Source organism: Bradyrhizobium sp. UFLA05-108, from assembly GCF_059803455.1.
This window is the reverse complement of sequence record NZ_JBANAZ010000004.1, coordinates 71,106-89,812: the sequence shown is the minus strand read 5'-3', so window position 1 is coordinate 89,812 and position 18,707 is coordinate 71,106. Positions and strand designations below refer to the sequence as shown.

15 protein-coding genes are annotated in these 18,707 nt (G+C 63.8%); 13 read left to right on the top strand and 2 right to left on the bottom strand.

Going from position 1 to position 18,707, the window contains the following annotated elements; all coding sequences use genetic code 11:
- Window positions 1-107: 107 nt before the first annotated feature.
- Genes SO140_RS04300 through SO140_RS04285 form a run of 4 tightly spaced genes read left to right on the top strand, consistent with a single transcriptional unit; the run spans window position 108 to window position 4,729 of the window.
- A complete protein-coding gene (locus tag SO140_RS04300) occupies window positions 108-1,517 on the top strand; it encodes a hypothetical protein (protein WP_449379469.1) in 1,410 nt (469 codons plus the stop codon).
- Window positions 1,514-2,665 carry a Gfo/Idh/MocA family protein gene (locus tag SO140_RS04295; protein ID WP_449379468.1) on the top strand — a complete coding sequence of 384 codons (1,152 nt, stop codon included), beginning with the start codon at window positions 1,514-1,516 and terminating at the stop codon, window positions 2,663-2,665. Before SO140_RS04300 ends, SO140_RS04295 begins: the two co-directional genes overlap by 4 nt.
- Window positions 2,666-2,675: 10 nt before the next feature.
- Complete coding sequence (locus tag SO140_RS04290) at window positions 2,676-3,866, top strand: dihydrodipicolinate synthase family protein (RefSeq protein ID WP_449379467.1); 1,191 nt, start codon at window positions 2,676-2,678, stop codon at window positions 3,864-3,866.
- Window positions 3,866-4,729 (top strand): sugar phosphate isomerase/epimerase family protein, encoded by an 864-nt coding sequence (locus SO140_RS04285; protein WP_449379466.1) that lies wholly within the window; start codon window positions 3,866-3,868, stop codon window positions 4,727-4,729. The genes SO140_RS04290 and SO140_RS04285 overlap by 1 nt, the downstream gene beginning before the upstream one ends.
- Window positions 4,730-4,989: 260 nt before the next feature.
- Here SO140_RS04285 and SO140_RS04280 read toward each other — a convergent pair whose 3' ends face one another.
- Entirely contained in the window at window positions 4,990-5,664 is a 675-nt protein-coding gene (locus SO140_RS04280) for an ion channel (protein ID WP_449379465.1), read from the bottom strand.
- A gap of 18 nt (window positions 5,665-5,682) precedes the next feature.
- On the bottom strand, window positions 5,683-6,915 hold the full coding sequence (locus SO140_RS04275) for a cytochrome P450 (RefSeq protein ID WP_449379464.1): 1,233 nt from the start codon (window positions 6,913-6,915) through the stop codon (window positions 5,683-5,685).
- Between the two features lie 104 nt (window positions 6,916-7,019).
- On the opposite strand from SO140_RS04275, the gene SO140_RS04270 reads away from it, so the two are divergent.
- From SO140_RS04270 to SO140_RS04230, 9 genes are all read left to right on the top strand, one after another.
- On the top strand, window positions 7,020-7,559 hold the full coding sequence (locus SO140_RS04270) for a phosphonopyruvate decarboxylase (RefSeq protein ID WP_449379463.1): 540 nt from the start codon (window positions 7,020-7,022) through the stop codon (window positions 7,557-7,559).
- A complete protein-coding gene (locus tag SO140_RS04265) occupies window positions 7,556-8,146 on the top strand; it encodes a thiamine pyrophosphate-dependent enzyme (protein ID WP_449379462.1) in 591 nt (196 codons plus the stop codon). Before SO140_RS04270 ends, SO140_RS04265 begins: the two co-directional genes overlap by 4 nt.
- 109 nt (window positions 8,147-8,255) lie before the next feature.
- On the top strand, window positions 8,256-8,957 hold the full coding sequence (locus SO140_RS04260; RefSeq protein ID WP_474798182.1) for a TetR/AcrR family transcriptional regulator: 702 nt from the start codon (window positions 8,256-8,258) through the stop codon (window positions 8,955-8,957).
- Between the two features lies 1 nt (window position 8,958).
- Complete coding sequence (locus tag SO140_RS04255; RefSeq protein ID WP_449379461.1) at window positions 8,959-10,149, top strand: efflux RND transporter periplasmic adaptor subunit; 1,191 nt, start codon at window positions 8,959-8,961, stop codon at window positions 10,147-10,149.
- A 71-nt stretch (window positions 10,150-10,220) separates the two neighbouring features.
- The gene (locus SO140_RS04250) at window positions 10,221-13,316 is read left to right on the top strand and encodes a MexW/MexI family multidrug efflux RND transporter permease subunit (protein WP_449379460.1); all 3,096 of its coding nucleotides are present in this window, start codon (window positions 10,221-10,223) and stop codon (window positions 13,314-13,316) included.
- Between the two features lie 112 nt (window positions 13,317-13,428).
- Window positions 13,429-14,409, top strand: coding sequence for an ABC transporter substrate-binding protein (locus tag SO140_RS04245; RefSeq protein WP_449379459.1), 981 nt, complete (start codon window positions 13,429-13,431; stop codon window positions 14,407-14,409).
- A gap of 54 nt (window positions 14,410-14,463) precedes the next feature.
- A complete protein-coding gene (locus tag SO140_RS04240) occupies window positions 14,464-17,064 on the top strand; it encodes a sensor histidine kinase (protein WP_449379458.1) in 2,601 nt (866 codons plus the stop codon).
- Complete coding sequence (locus SO140_RS04235) at window positions 17,061-17,450, top strand: response regulator (RefSeq protein ID WP_449379457.1); 390 nt, start codon at window positions 17,061-17,063, stop codon at window positions 17,448-17,450. The genes SO140_RS04240 and SO140_RS04235 overlap by 4 nt, the downstream gene beginning before the upstream one ends.
- A complete protein-coding gene (locus tag SO140_RS04230) occupies window positions 17,447-18,700 on the top strand; it encodes an adenylate/guanylate cyclase domain-containing protein (RefSeq protein WP_449379456.1) in 1,254 nt (417 codons plus the stop codon). Before SO140_RS04235 ends, SO140_RS04230 begins: the two co-directional genes overlap by 4 nt.
- Window positions 18,701-18,707: the final 7 nt, after the last annotated feature.

Below are 18,707 nucleotides of genomic sequence, written 5' to 3'. Positions count from 1 at the left end.
GAGGAGAAAACCCTCACCCGGCACTTCGTGCCGAGCTCTCCCGCAAGCGGGAGAGCTGCACCGCGGCCGCGGCCAAACCTCGCTCACCAACCTCGTCAGGCCGTAACATGTCCCCGCGCCTGAAGCTGCGAGACATCGCATTTTTCGAACGGCCCGTGCGCTTCACGCGGCCGTTCCGTTTCGGCGCTGTCACCATCAGCGCAACGCCCCAGATCTTCGTGCGGGCCGAGATCGAGGTCGAGGGCAAGGGGACGGGTAGGGGAACCGCAGTCGGCGCCAGCGCCGAGCTGCTGGTGCCAAAATGGTTCGACAAGCGGCCAGAGCTCTCGCCGGAGCAGACGGTCGATGAGTTGCGCCGCTCGCTCGAGATCGCGCGCGAGCTCTATCTGGCGCAATCGGGATTCCATACCGCATTCGGCCTGCACGCCGTCTGTACCGGCGCGCATGTTGCCGCCTGCGCAAAAAGGGACATCCCAGCGCTCACGGCTGCCTACGGCCCCGCCGAGATCGACAAGGCCGTCCTGGATGCGCTGCTGCGGGCAGCCGGGACAAGTTTCTTCGATGGCATGACCGAGAACATCGCCGGTGTCGATGCCCGGCTTGCGCCCGATCTGGTCCGCGCCGACATCGCAAAATTCCTGGGCGAGCGTAAGCCGCTGCTGCGGGTCGCGGTCAGGCACACGGTTGGTCTCGACGACAACATCGAAGGGAAGGGCGGCGTCGCTGATGCGCAGGAAAACCGCGGGGCGCGTTATTTCAAGCTCAAGCTTTCCGGCAATCCGCAAGATGATGCGAAGCGGCTGGCGCGCATCGGCACCGAGCTTGGGACGCTCGGACATGGCTACAAGGTTTCGCTCGACGCCAACGAACAATACGCCGATCTCGCCGCGCTGCACGCGCTGATCGATCGGCTTGACCGGGACGCGGCGCTACGGTCGATCGCGACGCGACTGCTCTACATCGAGCAGCCGATGCCCCGCGATATTACCCGGCAGACGCCGCTTGGCTCGCTCGCGGCACGCAGCTTCATCATCGACGAGGCCGACGATTCCTATGATGCCTTCCCGGCAGCGCGGGCGCTCGGTTATCGCGGCATTTCGTCGAAATCCTGCAAGGGCCTTTACAAGTCGATCATCAACGCTACCCGCGCCGCGAAATGGAGTGCCGGCGGCGAAAAGTTCTTCGTCACCAGCGAGGACCTGACCTGCCAGGCCGGCCTTGCAGTCCAGCAGGATCTCGCGCTCGGCGCCCTCATCGGCATCACCCACGCCGAGCGCAACGGCCACCACTATGCCGACGGCTTTGGCGATGCGCCCGCAGGCGAAGCAAGGGCGTTCGCGGTCGCGCACCCCGATCTCTATGCCGATACCGGCCGGGGCATCCGCCTTTCCATTCACGACGGCGATCTCCTGACGGGATCGCTCGCCATACCGGGCTTTGCGACGTCGGTCCATCCGGACTGGTCGGCACTGGCGCCGCTCGAGCAGCCAAGATCACTCCAGGAGCAATCGGCATGACCACGCAACGCCTCGGCCTCATCATGAACGGCGTCACCGGCCGCATGGGGCTCAACCAGCATCTGATCCGCTCGATCGTCGCGATCCGCGACCAGGGCGGCGTCAAGCTGAAGAACGGCGACCGCGTGATGCCCGATCCGATCCTGGTCGGCCGCAGCGCCGACAAGATCGAGCGGCTGGCAAAGCAGTTCAACATCACGCGCTGGACCACCGATCTCGATGCGGCGCTGGCCGACGAGAACGATAGCGTGTTCTTCGACGCCGCGACCACGCAGGCGCGACCGAACCTGCTGACCCGCGCGATCAACGCCGGCAAGCACGTCTATTGCGAGAAGCCGATTGCGACCAATTTCGAGGAAGCTGTCGAAGTGGTGCGGCTCGCCAACGCGAAGGGCGTCAAGCACGGCACGGTGCAGGACAAGCTGTTCCTTCCGGGATTGAAGAAGCTCGCGTTCCTGCGCGATTCCGGATTCTTCGGCCGCATCCTCTCGGTGCGCGGCGAGTTCGGCTATTGGGTATTCGAAGGCGGCTGGCAGGAGGCGCAGCGGCCATCCTGGAACTATCGCAATGAGGATGGCGGCGGCATCATCCTGGACATGGTCTGCCACTGGCGATACGTGCTCGACAATCTCTTTGGCGACGTCGAGAGCGTGGTCTGCATCGGCAACACCGACATTCCCGAACGCTATGACGAGCAGGGCCAGACGTACAAGGCGACGGCCGATGACTCCGCCTACGCCACCTTCCAGCTCAAGGGCGGCATCATCGCCCATATCAACATGTCCTGGGTCACGCGCGTCTATCGCGATGATCTCGTCACCTTCCAGGTCGACGGTACGCTCGGCTCGGCCGTGGCGGGCCTCTCCGACTGCATGATCCAGGCGCGCCAGGCGACGCCCCGGCCGGTGTGGAATCCCGACGAGAAGCGGCTGCATGATTTCTACGGCGACTGGCAGAAGTTGCCGGACAATGTCTCCTACGACAACGGCTTCAAGGAGCAGTGGGAGATGTACATCCGGCACGTCTGCGAGGATGCGCCGTACAAGTTCACGCTGCTCGAAGGCGCCAAGGGAGTACAGCTCGCCGAATGTGCGCTGAAGAGCTGGAAGGAGCGGCGCTGGATCGACGTTGCCCCGATCAAGGTCTGAGGAGGAAGCCATGAACAAGCCGGTCATGCCGACATCGTCCTTGTCGCTGAAACTGCCGAAGGCGGATCGTTCGATCGAGATCTATCGGCTTGCTGCCTCGCGCAGCTTCCCTGCAAAGCTCGAGGGCACGCTGAACCGCGTTGCGTTCTCGGCCGCGCACATGGTGGCTGATCCGCTCGCCGACAACGATCCCTGGCTCTCCGCCGCTATCGACTGGGACAAGACCATTGCCTTCCGCGAGCATGTCTGGGATCTCGGTCTTGGTGTTGCCGAAGCCATGGACACCGCGCAGCGCGGCATGGGGCTGGACTGGCCGACCTCGCTGGAATTGATCACGCGATCGGTCGCAGCCGCAAAGCGGCGCAACGCGCTGGTGTTCTCGGGGGCGGGTACCGATCACCTCGCGGTCGAGGATGCCAAAGGCCTCGACGACGTGATCCGCGCCTATGAGGAGCAGATTGCGGCGGTCGAGAAGGTCGGCGGCCGCATCATCCTGATGGCGTCGCGGGCGCTGGCAAGACTCGGCCGCAATGCCGACGACTACGCCAAGGTCTATGACCGTGTGTTGTCGCAAGTCCGCGAGCCCGTGATCATCCACTGGCTCGGAGACATGTTCGATCCGGCCCTGACGGGCTATTGGGGCACCACGGATCTGGACAAGGCGATGGATACCGCCGTCGCCATCATCAACGGCAATGCCGCCAAAGTCGATGGCGTCAAAGTCTCGCTGCTCGACAAGCAGCGCGAGATCGACATGCGCCGTCGCCTCGACCAGCGCATCAAGATGTACACCGGCGATGACTTCAACTATGCGGAGCTGATCGCCGGCGACGAAGAGGGCTTTTCGCACGCATTGCTCGGTATTTTCGACGCGATCGCGCCGGCGGCCTCATATGCGCTGTCGCGGCTCGCGGCCGGCGACGAGGCCGGTTTCCACGACGTGCTGGGGCCGACCGTGCCGCTGTCGCGTCACATCTTCAAGGCGCCGACGCGGTTCTACAAGACCGGCGTTGTGTTCATGGCCTATCTGAACGGCCACCAGGATCACTTCACCATGGTGGGCGGACAGGAGAGCGCGCGCTCGACGCTCCATCTGGCCGAGCTGTTCCGGCTCGCTGATCAGGCCGGGCTGCTCGCCAATCCGGAAGCCGCGACACAGCGGATGAAGACCGTGATGGCCTCACGCGGAATCGAAGCCTGATGCGCGACTTCTCTTCCGATCATCGCTGGCTGTCGCTGAACACGGCGACGGTCCGCAGGCAGGGCGACCTCGTCGCCATCATCGACGCCTGCGCGCGCCACGGCATTCGCGCCATCGATCCCTGGCGCGATCAGGTCGCCAATGTGGGGCTCGACCGTGCCGTGCGCGCGGTGCGCGACGCCGGGCTGGAGCTCTCGGGCTATTGCCGTGGCGGCATGTTCACGTCCGACGCTGCGCGCCGCACGGAGGTGCGCGACGACAATCGCCGCTGCGTGGACGAAGCCAAGGCGCTTGGCGCCTCCTGCATCGTGCTGGTCGTCGGCGGCCTGCCGCAATATTCGCGGCCGGGCAGTGGCGCCTCGAAAGATATCGTTTCAGCGCGTGCGCAGGTCGAGGATGCTCTCGGTGAAATGCTCGACTACGCCAGTCAAGCAAGACTGCCGCTTGCGATCGAGCCGTTGCATCCGGCTTATGCCGCGGACCGCGCCTGCGTGAACACGACGAAGCAGGCGCTCGATATCTGCGACCGGCTCGATCCCGGTCGCAGCGGTACGTTGGGCGTCGCGCTCGACGTCTATCACATCTGGTGGGATCCGGAGCTGATGAGCCAGGTCGCGCGCGCGGGCCAGGATCGCCTGCTGGCGTTCCATGTCTGCGACTGGCTGGTGCCGACGAAGGACATCCTCAACGACCGCGGCATGATGGGCGACGGGGTGATCGATATCAAATCGGTGCGCTCCGCGGTCGAGGCCCAAGGCTATGCCGGCTATTCCGAGATCGAGATCTTCTCCAATGACTGGTGGGACAAGCCGATGGATGAGGTGTTGCGCACCTGCATCGAACGGCACCGGAGCGTGGTGTAGGATCGGTACTCAGGCAGCGATGCGAAAATCACTGGCTTGCAATCACTGGCTTGCCGTCCGGGGCAGCGCGTTGAAGCGCCTTCTGCTCGCTGCTCAGCGTCGCATAGAACTCGTCCAACGCCGGCTGCACCCGATTGGCGAAATCGTTCGTTGTTGATGGCCACCGGCCTTGGGATCTTCCGACGCAGGCAGCCGTCACTCCAGCTTGTCTGCCGTAGGCATTCGGGCCTTGGCCGAAAATGCGAGACACGTTTCGAAACTCACTCCTTGTCGCGGTGCTCGAGCTCCAGCGTCACCAGCCTCGCCAGCAGGGTCGCCGGATAGAGCTGTCCGAATATGGCTTCGAGATTGCAGAGGCTGCGAACGATGGGATGCACGGGTGCAACGTCGCCGTAGCCGGTCGTCGTCATGGTTGCGAAGCTGAAATAGATCACTTGGCTTGCCAGCGCCGGACTATCTTGCACCTTCATGCCGGAAAAGGCTTCCGGCACGAGCGATCCGACGAAGGTGAAAAGAGCTGCGAAGATCACGGCGACGGTGAAGTAGAGCAGGACGGCGCCGATGACGCGATGAAAATTGATGCGCCCGGGTGCAAAGGTCGCGCGCGCCACAGCCCACGCCATCGCGACGCCGAGGATGAACCATGAGCCGGCGAAGAGGTTGAGGTCGAGCAGCGAGGGCGAGTGGAAGCGCAGGACGGCGCCGATGACGATCATGACGAGTGCGAGCAGCATCGCCGCGACCGCGATCGGACTCCCCGAGATGATGAAGATGCCGCAAACGAGCAGCAGCGCGAGTACGAGCTCGGATACCTGGAAGGCGAAGATTCCGAGGGCCTGGAGCGGCGCAACGACGAACATCATGACGACGAGGAGTCCGGTCAGCGCCGTCAAGAGCGGATCGGCCCAGCGCTTACGCAAGCTCTCGATGCTCATGTGTTTCCTCGCCACCCATCAGCCGATCGAGCACGGCACGCTGAGGAAGCCGCGGAACCGGACGCGGCCGCCACGCACGGGCTTCCCGCTCAAGGCATAGTTCGGGAAGCGCGCCAGGAAGTGCGAAATCGCGATGGCGCCTTCCAGCCGCGCCAGCGCCATGCCGGCGCATTGATGCGCGCCGGTGGCGAAGGCGAGATGGCGGTTAGGTGCGCGCGCGATGTCGAAGACTTCGGGATCAGGAAATTGCGCGGGATCGCGGTTCGCAGCGCCAATGCACAGCGTAATCGAGGTGCCGGCCTCCAACGCCACGCCGCCGAGCTCGACCGGCTCGGTGGTCATGCGGTTGCCGAGCTGGTTTGAGCTCTCGTAGCGCGCCATCTCCTCGACCGCCGTCTTGATCAGTTCGGGGTTCTGGATCAGCCGCTGCTTCTGGTCGGGATGGCGGTCGAGTGCCACGAGGCCGTTGCCGATGAGGTTGGTGGTCGTCTCATGGCCGGCATTGAGCAGGAAGATGCAATTGTGCAGCAGCTCGGTCTCGGTCAGCCGTTCGCCATTGTCCTCGCCGCTATCTTCTCCCTGGATCAGGCGCGTCAGCACGTCGCGCTCGGGATTGCCGGGTTTTTGGCGCCGGCGCGCGACAAGCGTTGTGAGATAGGCAAGGAAGTCCTTCACCGCTTGATTGCCGCGTGCAAAAGCTTCCGGCGAGATGACTGGCTCGAGCGCGCCCAAAATCGCCAGCGACCAGCCGCGCAGCGGCTCGCGCTCGTCATGGGGGACGTCAAGCAGGTTGCCGATCACCTCGATGGGGATGGAGGCGGCGAAGTCGCCGATCAGTTCGCAGTCGCCTTTGGCAGCGATGGCATCGAGCAGCCGATCGACCAGCGCAACCAGATCGACCTCCATGCTGGCGATCGCGCGCGGCGACAGCGCGCCCATGATCAGGCGCCGCACGCGGGTGTGGGCGGGCGGATCGTTGAAGACGAGGCTCGTGGTGTGGTGCTCGTAGAGCAGGGAGGCGCCGTATTTCGGCGCGAACTCCTTCTTCTTGTCCGAGCTGAACGATCTCGTGTTCTTGTAGGCGGCGACCAGATCGTCATAGCGCGTCAGGAACACCGTGCCGTTCGGCAGGCGCTTGACCGGCTCGTTCTCCCGCAGTGCACGATAGGTGGGATAGGGGTTGTCGTAGAATTCCGCGGTCAGCTTCTCCAGGTCGAAGCTCGCCGCCAGCTCTCTCGCGTGTGCGTTCATCCCGCTATACTCACCGGTTAAAGCCGATATGCCGTTATTGTTCTTCGAACGACGCGTGCGTCCGTCTAGACTTCTTCCGACTTGCTAGCCGACTGGACACCAAAATGCACGCGCGCACTGATGCTGATGCCCCGCCGTCATGGCCTGACGAGATCTTCGCGGCCCTGGAGCGCTTCGATGTCCGGCAGGTGCCTTATGTGCCCGATGCCGGACACTCCAAACTCATCGAGCGCGTGCTCGCGTCCTCCAGCATGCGCGGCATTCCGCTGACGACCGAGGAGGAGGGCGTGGCGCTGCTTGCCGGCGCTTGGACCGGCGGACAGCGCGGCGTGCTGCTGATGCAGTCGAGCGGGGTCGGCAATTGCATCAACATGCTGTCGCTGATCCCGATCCTGCGCTTTCCGTTCCTCACGCTGGTGACGATGCGCGGCGAATGGGGCGAGTTCAATCCCTGGCAGGTACCAATGGGATCGACCACGCAGGGCGTGTTCGAACTCTCCGGCGTTAAGGTGCTGCGCGCGTCGCAGGCCGCCGAAGTGCCGGCCGTGCTGGAGGCCGCCGCAGCGCAGGCCTACAACGCGTTGACGCCGACCGCCGTTCTCCTGTCGCAGCGCCTGATCGGTGCCAAGGTTTTCACCAAATGAGCAAGACCAATCTCCTCGATCGCCGCCAGGTCGTCACCGCGCTGCTTGCGAACCGCAGGGATGTGGTCGCGATCGGTGGTCTCGGCGCCTCGACCAACGACATCAGCGCCGCCGGTGACCATGCGCGCAACTTCTATCTCTGGGGCGGCATGGGCGGCGCCGCGATGATTGGCCTGGGGCTGGCGCTGGCCCAGCCAAAACTGCCGGTGCTGGTCATCACCGGCGATGGCGAGATGCTGATGGGTATGGGGAGTCTTGCCACCATCGGCCTGCAGAAGCCCGCCAATCTCTCGATCGTGGTGCTGGACAACGAACGCTATGGCGAGACCGGTGGCCAGACCAGTCACACCTCGGCCGCCGCCGATCTCGTCGGCGTCGCCAAGGCCTGCGGTATCAAGGACAGCCGGGCGATCTCCACCATGGCGGAGGTCGAGGCCTTCGCCGCGTCCGTCCATGACGTCTCGGCCGGCCCCCGCTTTGCCAATGTGAAGATCGACAGTGCCGAACTGACCCGGATCCTGCCCACGCGCGACGGCACCTACATCGTCAACCGGCTGCGCGGCGACCTCGGGTTCCCGCCGATCTAGCTCAGTGCCGGCGGCCCAGGGGGCGATATCCCGCTGAGTCGCCAACGCATTTTGGTTGCATCGCAGCATCCTGCTTGACTTTTGCGTGGGTGAGTGCTTACTCACTCACATGAGCTCATTGCGTATGACCAGCGACCTGAGGAGGCAACTCATCCTCGGTGCCGCTAAACGTTGTTTTGCCCGTCACGGGTATACCGGCACCACGACCAAGAGCGTGGCGGCCGCGGCTGCCATTTCCGAGGCGCTGCTGTTCAAGCATTTTCCGTCCAAGGCGGCGCTCTATGCCGAAATCCTCAGCGACGAGTGCGAGGCCGATCCGGCTCTGATGGAGCTTCTTGAGCGTGAGCCGTCGACGGCCACCCTGGTCGAGCTGATCCGCAGCATGGTCGAGCACTTCATGCAGGTCGCCGACAGCCCGGATCAGGAAGAGGCGCAGCGCCTGCGGCTGATGGTCACTAGCCATCTGGATGATGGCGAATTTGCTCGTCTGCTCTATGCCAAGATCGAGCATCTGATCGGAGCCGTCTTCGTCGCCTCGCTGGAGCGTGCGGTGGCGGCGGGGGACGCGAGGCCCTGCGCAACGGCGCCGCTCAACCTGTTCTGGTTCGCGCACCATTCGCTGATGACGGCTGCGCTGACCAGGCTGCCGGCCACGCCCTGCCTCGCTTACGGCAAGGCGGACGATCTGGAAGGGCAGCTCTGTGAGTTTCTCCTGAGAGGTATCGGACTTAACGACGCCGCAATTGCTTCGCATCTGGGCCGCGCTTTGGCGCCGGGTGCCGGCAAGGCGGCGATTGCAGAAAGTGCATGACATGAACATCGTGGCTGAACACAAGATATCGGGCGAACCGATCGACAAGGCGCCCAAGCGCCCGGTGAAGCCGGTGCGCTGGTTCATCATTGTCGGTTTGCTGCTCGGCGCACTCGTCGGCGGGCTGGTCTGGTTCAATTCGTTCCGTGGCCAGATGATCAAGCAGTTCTTCGCCAACAACAAGCCGCCGCCGGTGAGCGTCAGCGCGGCCGAGGCGAAGAACGAGGTGGTGCCGAATCTGTTGACCGCGGTCGGCGAGCTCGCCGCCGTGCATCAGGTCAATGTCACCGCCGACGTCAACGGCCGTGTCACGGAGATCAAGTTCGAGCCGGGCGCGCATGTCGAGGAAGGCACGCCACTGGTGCAGCTGTTCGACGCGCCGGAGCAGGGCGATCTCGCCAACTTCAAGGCGCAGGCGACCGTCGCGCAACTCTCGCTCGATCGTGCCAAGCAGCTCGCCGCGCGCCAGTTCAGTCCGCAGGCGACCGTCGACCAGGCGCAAGCCTCCTACGATCAGGCGATGGCAGGCATAGCCAAGACGGAAGCGCTGATCTCGCAGAAGCTGGTGCGGGCGCCGTTCTCCGGCGATCTCGGCGTGCGCAAGGTCGAGGTCGGCCAGTATCTCACCGCGGGCACGGCGATCGTGTCGCTGACGGATCTGTCGGTGCTGTGGGCCAACTTCACGGTGACGGAGAAGGACTCAGGCAATCTCAAGGTCGGCCAGGCCGTGCGGCTGAAGGTTGATGCCTATCCGGGCCGCGTCTTCGAGGGCAAGATCACCACCATCGAACCGCAAATCGCGAGCGACACCCGCAACATCCGCGTGCAGGCGACGATCGCGAACCCGGGCAAGATCCTCAAGCCAGGCATGTTCGTGACCACCACCGTGGTGCTGCCGGACAAGCCGCCGGTGATCACCGTTCCGGAGACATCGGTCGACTACACGCTCTATGGCGACTCCGTGTTCGTCATCACCGAGAAGAAGGAGGATGACGGCAAGACCAGCCTGAATGCGGTGCGCACCTTCGTGCAGACCGGCAACCGGGTCGAAGGCCGCGTCGAGATCCTGAAGGGCCTGAAGCCGGGCGACAAGGTCGTCGCCGTCGGCCAGCTCAAGCTGCAATCGGGTGCGCCGGTGGCGATTTCGTCCGATCCGGCACCGGCCGTTCCTGCGCAGCCGCCGCGCTACTGATTGACGCGCTCGCGTGATCCGGCCTGACGCCGGATCACGCCACTCAAGCAAACGAATTCGAGATCGCCGCGATGGCCTTTACCGATATCTTCATCAAGCGACCGGTCCTGTCGGTCGTCGTCAGCCTGCTGATCCTGCTGATCGGCTTGCGCGCGGCGATGGTGCTGCCGATCCGGCAATATCCGAAACTGTCGAACACGGTCGTCAACGTCACGACGGTGTACCCGGGCGCGTCCGCTGACCTGATCCAGGGCTTCATCACGACGCCGATCGAGCAGGCGGTCGCCTCGGCCGAGGGTGTCGACTACATCACCTCGTCCTCGGTGCAGGGCACCTCGACGATCCAGATCTACATCAAGCTGAACTTCGATCCGAACCAGGCGCTCACCGAGGTGCTCGCCAAGGTGAACTCGGTCAAATATCTGATCCCGAAGGAATCGAACGACCCGATCGTTACCAAGACGACCGGCCAGACCACGGCCGTCATGTATCTCGGCTTCTCCTCGGAGGAGCTGTCGGGCTCTGCGATCTCGGACTATCTGACGCGCGTGGTGCAGCCGGTGCTGTCGACCGTCGACGGCGTGGCGTCGGCCGACATTCTGGGCGGCCAGACCTTTGCGATGCGGCTGTGGCTTGATCCAGTGAAGATGGCCGGCCGCAACGTGTCGCCCGGCGATGTCGCGGCCGCGATCACCGCCAACAACTTCCAGTCGGCGGCTGGCCAGACCAAGGGCTATCTGATCGTCTCGAACATCTCGACGAACACGGGCCTGACCGACGTCAACCAGTTCAGGAAGATGATCGTCAAGGCCAAGGACGGCGGCTTCGTCCGGATGGAGGACATCGCAACCGTCGAGCTTGCTGCCCAGAGCACGGATGCGAGCGTCGCCTTCAATGGCGAGCACGCGATCTTCATCGGCGTGCAGGCCACCCCGCAAGGCAACCCGCTGACGCTGGTGAAGGGCGTGCGCGCGCTGTTCCCCGAGCTCGAGCGCAATCTGCCGCCGTCGATGAAGATGAAGGTCGCCTACGACTCGACCAAGTTCATCCAGTCGTCGATCGACGAGGTCGAGAAGACGCTGGGCGAGGCCGTGATCATCGTCATCGTGGTGATCTTCCTGTTCCTGGCCTCATTCCGCTCGGTGATCATTCCCGTCGTCACCATCCCCCTGTCGATGATCGGCGTCTGTACGCTGATGCTCGCATTCGGCTTCAGCTTCAACCTGCTGACGCTGCTCGCGATGGTGCTCGCGATCGGTCTCGTGGTCGACGACGCCATCGTGGTGGTGGAGAACATCCACCGCCATCTGGAGGAGGGCAAGTCACCGGTGCAGGCGGCCCTGCAAGGCGCGCGCGAAATCGTCGGCCCCGTCATCTCGATGACCATCACGCTTGCAGCCGTGTACGCGCCGATCGGCTTCCTCGGCGGCCTCACCGGCTCGCTGTTCCGCGAATTCGCGTTCACGCTGGCGGGGTCGGTGATCGTGTCGGGCGTCATCGCGCTGACGCTGTCGCCGATGATGTGCTCGGTGCTGCTCAAGAACACCGAAGAGGGCCGTTTCGCCAAGCTCGTCAACAAGGTGTTCGGCGCCGTGACGCGCTGGTACGGCCGCAGGCTCGACCGCTCGCTCGACTACAAGGCGGTGACCGGCCTGTTCGCGCTGACGATCCTCGGCCTCGTCGGCTTCCTCTATATGCACACCTCGAAGGAGCTGGCGCCGGAAGAAGACCAGGGCATCGTGTTCGCGGTGACCAAGGCGCCGAAATACGCCAATATCGACTATCTCGATTTCTATGGCGAAAAGCTCGACAAGAAATTTCAAAGCTTCCCCGAGACCGACTTGCGCTTCGTGCTGAACGGCATCAACGGCCCTCAGGGCGGCATCGCCGGCATGCTGCTCAAGCCCTGGGACGAGCGTCAGCGTTCGTCGATCAAGCTTAAGCCGCTGGTGCAGGCCGAGCTCTCCAAGATCGAGGGCGTGCAGGCGTTCGCCTTCAACCTGCCGCCGCTCCCGGGCGGCCCGGGCGGCCTGCCGGTGCAGATGGTGATCAACTCGACCGCGGGCTTCCAGACCGTCTATGAGCAGATGGAGAAGCTGAAGGATGCTGCGCGCAAGAGCGGCATGTTCATCGTCTCCGATAGCGATCTCGCCTTCAACCAGCCGACGGTGAAGGTGAGGATCGATCGTACCAAGGCGCAGGACCTCGGCATCAACATGCAGAACGTCGGTAGTGCGCTGGCCGTGCTGCTCGGCGGCAACTACATCAACCGCTTCAACCTGGAGGGGCGCTCCTACCAGGTGATCCCGCAGGTTCCGCGGGAGAAGCGGCTCTCGCCGGAGGCGCTCGACGGTTACTACGTCACGACCAACACCGGCCAGCAGGTTCCGCTGTCCACCGTCCTGTCGCTCGAGACCTCGACCGAGCCGAACTCGCTGACGCACTATAATCAGCTGAACTCGGCGACCTTCTCGGCCGTGCCGATGCCAGGCGTCACCGTCGGTGCGGCGGTCGACTTCCTCGAAGGCGAGGCCAAGAAGCTGCCGCAAGGCTTCAGCCACGACTATCTCGCCGACAGCAGGCAATACGTGCAGGAAGGCAATCAGCTCGCAATCACCTTTGCTTTCGCGCTGATCATCATCTTCCTGGTGCTGGCGGCGCAGTTCGAGAGCCTGCGCGATCCGCTGGTCATCATGATCTCGGTGCCGATGGCGATCGTCGGTGCGCTGATCCCGCTGTTCTTCGGTGCGGCGACGATGAACATCTACACCCAGGTCGGCCTGCTGACACTCGTCGGCCTGATCACCAAGCACGGCATCCTGATGGTGGAGTTCGCCAACGAGCTCCAGGTCAACGAACGGCTCGATCGCCGTTCGGCGATCGAGATGTCGGCTCGCATCCGTCTGCGGCCGATCCTGATGACGACGGCCGCGATGGTCACCGGCCTGATCCCGCTGCTGACCGCGAGCGGCGCGGGTGCCGCCAGTCGCTTCTCGATCGGCCTCGTGGTCGTGGCCGGCATGTCGATCGGCACGCTGTTCACGCTGTTCGTGCTGCCGGCAGTCTACGTGGTGCTCGCGACCGACCACCGCGCCAAGACCGAATCCGAGCGGAACAAGCAGATCGAGGCGCTGGATATGGACTCCAGCGCGCTGCGGCCGACCTGAGGCCGTTCAATCCAAGGTGAAGAGCGGCAATGGCACATCGCCATTGCCGCTTTTTTCTTGTCCCTGCTAGACTTCTGCCGCGCAAAGGTTGCACCAGGGCAGGGAAGGCATGATGAGGCGGCGCGAATTCCTGGGAGGGCTTGGCTGCATTTCGCTGTTGTGTCCGGGTTCGGTCGCGGCACAGGGCAGCAAAACCTACCGTCTCGGCACGCTGACACCGATCGTGCCCATTTCGGAGACGAGACCGGGCGGCAAGATCCTGATCAAGGTGCTCGGCGAGCGTGGCTTCAACCTCGGTCAGAATCTCAGTCTCGAGCCCCGCGGCGCGGCAGGCGATGTTGCCAAGCTCCCCTCGCTGATCGCGGAGCTGAAGTCCAGGAGCGTCGATGCCATTGTCATCATAGGCTACCCGACGGCCATAGCCGCCAAGGCGGCGGGCATGCCCATTGTCGCGGCAAGCGGCATCGGCGATCCCGTCGAGACCCGGCTCATTGAAAGCCTTGCCCATCCCGGCGGCAACATCACCGGCATTTCGGACGTCGCGGCGACGCTCAGTGCCAAGCGGCTGGCGTTGTTGAAGGAGATGTCGCCGAAACTGACCAAGGTCGCCATGCTCTGGAACAAGGACGACCTCGGCATGACCATGCGCTATCAGGCATCGGCGAAGGCCGCCCAGGCGCTTGGGCTGACCGTGCAGGCCCTCGGCGTCCGCGAGCCCGACGATTTCGACGAGGCCTTCTCGGTGATGTCAGGCGATTTGCCGGACGGCATCCTGATGGTGGCGGATGCGCTCACCATTCTCAACCGAAAGCGGGTGTTCGAGTTCGCCGCCGTCCGGAAGCTGCCGGCGATCTACGAAAATGATGATTTCGCCCGCGACGGCGGGCTGATGTCCTACGGACCGGACGTGTCGGAATGTTTCGAGCGGGCGGCAGCACTGGTCGCTCGCATTTTCAATGGAGCGAACCCCGGCGATTTGCCGTTCGAGCAGCCGACCCGCTATCCCCTGGTGCTCAACCTGAAGACGGCGAAGGCGACTGGACTCGAGATTCCGCCCACCTTGCTGGCCCTCGCAGACGAAGTCATCGAGTAACCTTGTGCGCTGCGGCAAGAGACAAGCCCGGGCCTTCTTGCTAGGTTTGGCGGGATGAGCATTTCCCTCCATCCCGACACGCCGCAGGGCCGGTCGCTGCCTGGTAGCGCAGCGGCGGGCGATGTTGCTTCCGGTGACGGCGCGCGGCCCGGGATCCGGACCCGGCTGTTCACCAAATATGTCGGGCTGTTCGTGGCTGTGGTGGCGGTTGCGCTGCTCGCCAACGGTCTCTTCGAGGTGTTCTTCTATTATCGTGAGCACAAGGCCGCGCTGATCCGCGTTCAGCGCGAGCAGGCCGAGGCGGCCGCCGCCAAGATCAGCCAGTTCGTCAAGGAGATCGAGAGCCAGCTTGGCTGGACCACGCAACTGCCGTGGTCGGCCGGCTCGATCGAGCAGCGCCGCTTCGATGCGCTGCGGCTGCTGCGCCAGGTTCCGGCCATCACCGAACTCGCCCAGGTGGATTCGACCGGCAAGGAGCGCTTGCGTGTCTCGCGCCTGGCGATGGACGTCGTCGATAGCGGGATCGATCTTTCCAATGACGCGAAATTCACCGAAGCCGTTGCGCACAAGGTCTATTACGGGCCGGTCTATTTCCGGAGAGAATCCGAGCCCTACATGACGCTGGCGCTCGCCGGCACGCGCAAGGACGCCGGCGTCAGCATCGCGGAAGTCAATCTCAAGCTGATCTGGGACGTCGTCTCGCAGATCAAGGTCGGCGAGCACGGGCATGCCTATGTGGTTGGCTCGCAGGGCCGGCTGATCGCACATCCAGACATCAGCCTGGTGTTGCGCAACACCGACATGTCCAGGCTCGAGCAGGTGCGCGCCGCGCAGACCGGTGGCGGGACCATGCCCGACTCGTTGCAGGAGGCGACCAATCTCCAGGGACAGAAGGTGCTGACCGCGTCCGCGCCGATCGCGCCGCTGGGCTGGACCATGTTCGTGGAGCTTCCGGTCGAGGAGGCCTATGCCTCGCTCTATGCCTCCCTGCAACGTCTCGCCATCGTGCTGCTCGCAGCATCCATCTTCGCGGTGCTCGCAGGGATTTTCCTGGCGCGGCGCATGGTCGGCCCGATCCAGGCCCTGCGCACCGGCGCCGAGCGCATCGGCGGTGGCGACTTCTCGCAGCGTATCTCGATCAAGACCGGCGACGAGCTGGAAGGGCTCGCCAACCAGTTCAACGACATGGGCGCGCGCTTGCAGGAGTCCTATGCGGACCTGGAGAACAAGGTCGAGCAGCGCACGGCGGAGCTGAGTGAATCCCTCCAGCAGCAGACGGCAACCTCGGAGGTTCTGGAGACGATCAGTTCGTCCGCCGGCGAACTGCAGCCGGTCTTCAACAAGATGTTGCAGAATGCAACGCGGGTCTGCGGCGCAAGCTTTGGCGTCATGGATCTCTGGGACGGAGAGCGATACAGTCTGGTATCGGACTACAATCTTCCCCCGGAATTTGCAGCCACGCGGCGGCACGATGGCACGATTGCTCCACATCCCGAGAGCGGCCTTGCCCAGGTTGTCAGGACGCATCAGGTAGCCCAGGTCCTCGACGTTCGCGAAGGCCCTGCCTATCGTGCCGGATCCGAGATGGCGGTCTTGCTCGCCGATGTCGGGGGTGCGCGCACGACGCTCATGGTGCCGCTGTTGCGGGAGAGCGAGCTGGTCGGCGTGATCACGATCTTTCGCCGGGAGGTTCGCGCGTTCACCGACAAGCAGATCGCGTTGGTGGAGAATTTTGCCAATCAGGCGGTCATTGCGATCGAGAACGCTCGACTGCTCAAGCAGCTTCGTGAGCGCACCAATGAGCTCTCGCAATCCCTCGACGAGCTGCGCACCGCGCAGGACCGCCTGATCCAGACCGAAAAGCTGGCTTCGCTGGGGCAGCTCACCGCCGGCATCGCCCACGAGATCAAGAACCCGCTCAACTTCGTCAACAATTTCTCCTCGGTGTCGACGGAGTTGATCGACGAACTCAACGAGGTCATGCAATCGGTAGGCCTCGACGACAAGACCAAGGAGGAGGTCGCCGAGCTCACCTACATGCTCAAGGGTAACCTCGAGAAAGTAGTACAGCACGGCAAGCGCGCCGATTCCATCGTCAAGAACATGCTGCTGCATTCGCGCGAAGGCTCGGGCGAGCGGCGGGCGGCAGACATCAACGCGCTCGTCGAGGAGAGCCTCAATCTTGCCTATCACGGCGCGCGTGCCGAAAAGCCGGGTTTCAACATCACGCTCAAGCGCGACCTCGACCCGGCCGCCGGCATGCTCGACATCTATCCGCAGGAGATCACCCGCGTCTTCCTCAACCTGATCTCGAACGGCTTCTATGCCGCGACCAAACGGAAGGAGCAGGTGGGCGACGGTTTCGAGCCGACGCTGAGCGCCTCAACCAGGAATCTCGGCAACAAGGTCGAAATCAGGATCCGCGACAACGGCACCGGCATCCCGCCCGAGGTGAAGGAGAAAATGTTCAATCCGTTCTTCACCACCAAGCCGGCCGGCGAGGGAACCGGGCTTGGCCTGTCCATGAGTCACGACATCGTGGTGAAACAGCATGGCGGCACAGTCGACGTAAACACTGAGCCGGGTGCTTTCACCGAATTCATCATTACGCTGCCGCGCATGCTGGCAGAAGGCCATACCGGAGGCAGGAATTGAACGTCTATATCCTTGTCGTCGACGACGAGCCCGACGTTGAGGCGCTGTTTCGTCAACATTTCCGGCGCGACCTGCGCGCCGGCCGTTTCCAGATGGAGTTCGCATCGTCCGCGCCGGTGGCGATCGAACGCGCCGTCGCGGTGCGCGACGCCTCGCTGATCCTGATCCTTTCCGACATCAATATGCCCGGCATGAGCGGGCTCGAGATGTTGCCGAAGGTGCGCGCGGCACGTCCGGATGTGCCCGTGATCATGATCACGGCCTACGGCGATGCGGAAACACGGCGGAAGGCGATCGAGCGCGGCGCGGTCGGGCTTCTGACCAAGCCGATCGACTTTGCGCTGCTGCGGCAGGAGATCGACACCAGGCTCGAGCAAGCGGCATGACATCCACGATTCTCGTTGTCGATGATGAGCCCGATCTGGAGGCGCTGGTCCTCCAGAAGTTTCGTAGGCAGATTCGCGAGGGGCTTGTCAGCTTCATGTTTGCCCATGACGGCATCGAGGCGCTGCAATCGATCGAGCTGCATCCTCATGTCGACCTGGTGGTATCAGACATCAACATGCCGCGGATGGACGGGCTGTCGCTGCTCCAGAAGCTCCAGGAGGCCGAGGACAAGAAGTCGACGATCATCGTCTCTGCCTATGGCGACATGAGCAACATCCGGACCGCGATGAATCGCGGCGCCTTCGACTTCCTGACCAAGCCGATTGATTTTGCGGATCTGGAGATGACGATCCAGAAGACCATCCGCCACGTCGAGACGCTGCGCGAGGCGCGGCGCCGGCAGGCGGAAGCCGAGCGTGCCCATGCCTCGCTGTCGCGCTACTTCTCGCCCGAGATCGCCAAGCGTCTGGCCGCGGCGAGCGGCGAGAGCGACGGCATGGAGGTGCAGTGGCGCGACGTGGCGACCATTTTCACCGACATCACCGGTTTCACGACGCTGGTCGAGAGTGCTGCGCCGGAAACGCTGGGCGGGCTCCTCAACGCCTATGTCGGCGGCATGACCGACATCGTGTTCCAGCACGAAGGCACCGTTGCGAAGATCATCGGCGACGCCATTCAAGTGCTGTTCAATGCCCCCGGGGATCAACCCGATTTTGCGACACGCGCGGTCGCCTGCGCCCACGATCTCGATATATGGGCCGAGGACTTCCGCCTGCGCTGGAAGGACAAGGGCGTCAATTTCGGCACGACACGCATCGGCGTCCATGCCGGGCCCGCGCTGGTCGGTAATTTCGGCGGCAGCCGTTTCTTCGACTACACTGCCTATGGCGACACTATCAACACGGCGGCACGGCTGGAAGCCGCCAACAAGTACCTGGGCACGCGCATCTGCGTCAGCGCCACCATCGCCAAGGAGGCCGCGAATTTTCGGGGCCGCCCGGTAGGCGACCTCATGTTGCGCGGCCGCAGCGAGCCGCTCCGGGCCTTCGAGCCGCTTCCGCCGGCGAGATTCGAAACACCTCTGACGACGCAATACTCCGAAGCCTTTGCCAAGCTTGAGGCGGGCGACGTCGCGGCCATGCCAGCCTTCGCCGCGCTGGTCGGCATGCACGCCGACGATGCGCTGGCCGGCTTCCACCTCAAGCGCCTGCTCAACGGCGCCAAGGGCGTCCGCATGCAATTGGAATAGGGATTCG

What these genes read in the sequence shown, in the direction of transcription:
- SO140_RS04255 (WP_449379461.1), top strand. Translation starts at nt 8,959, where the DNA reads ATGAACATCGTGGCTGAACACAAGATATCGGGCGAACCGATCGACAAG.
- SO140_RS04265 (WP_449379462.1), top strand. Translation starts at nt 7,556, where the DNA reads ATGAGCAAGACCAATCTCCTCGATCGCCGCCAGGTCGTCACCGCGCTG.
- SO140_RS04280 (WP_449379465.1), bottom strand. Translation starts at nt 5,664, where the DNA reads ATGAGCATCGAGAGCTTGCGTAAGCGCTGGGCCGATCCGCTCTTGACG.
- SO140_RS04250 (WP_449379460.1), top strand. Translation starts at nt 10,221, where the DNA reads ATGGCCTTTACCGATATCTTCATCAAGCGACCGGTCCTGTCGGTCGTC.
- SO140_RS04230 (WP_449379456.1), top strand. Translation starts at nt 17,447, where the DNA reads ATGACATCCACGATTCTCGTTGTCGATGATGAGCCCGATCTGGAGGCG.
- SO140_RS04270 (WP_449379463.1), top strand. Translation starts at nt 7,020, where the DNA reads ATGCACGCGCGCACTGATGCTGATGCCCCGCCGTCATGGCCTGACGAG.
- SO140_RS04245 (WP_449379459.1), top strand. Translation starts at nt 13,429, where the DNA reads ATGAGGCGGCGCGAATTCCTGGGAGGGCTTGGCTGCATTTCGCTGTTG.
- SO140_RS04260 (WP_474798182.1), top strand. Translation starts at nt 8,256, where the DNA reads ATGAGCTCATTGCGTATGACCAGCGACCTGAGGAGGCAACTCATCCTC.
- SO140_RS04290 (WP_449379467.1), top strand. Translation starts at nt 2,676, where the DNA reads ATGAACAAGCCGGTCATGCCGACATCGTCCTTGTCGCTGAAACTGCCG.
- SO140_RS04275 (WP_449379464.1), bottom strand. Translation starts at nt 6,915, where the DNA reads ATGAACGCACACGCGAGAGAGCTGGCGGCGAGCTTCGACCTGGAGAAG.
- SO140_RS04285 (WP_449379466.1), top strand. Translation starts at nt 3,866, where the DNA reads ATGCGCGACTTCTCTTCCGATCATCGCTGGCTGTCGCTGAACACGGCG.
- SO140_RS04300 (WP_449379469.1), top strand. Translation starts at nt 108, where the DNA reads ATGTCCCCGCGCCTGAAGCTGCGAGACATCGCATTTTTCGAACGGCCC.
- SO140_RS04240 (WP_449379458.1), top strand. Translation starts at nt 14,464, where the DNA reads ATGAGCATTTCCCTCCATCCCGACACGCCGCAGGGCCGGTCGCTGCCT.
- SO140_RS04295 (WP_449379468.1), top strand. Translation starts at nt 1,514, where the DNA reads ATGACCACGCAACGCCTCGGCCTCATCATGAACGGCGTCACCGGCCGC.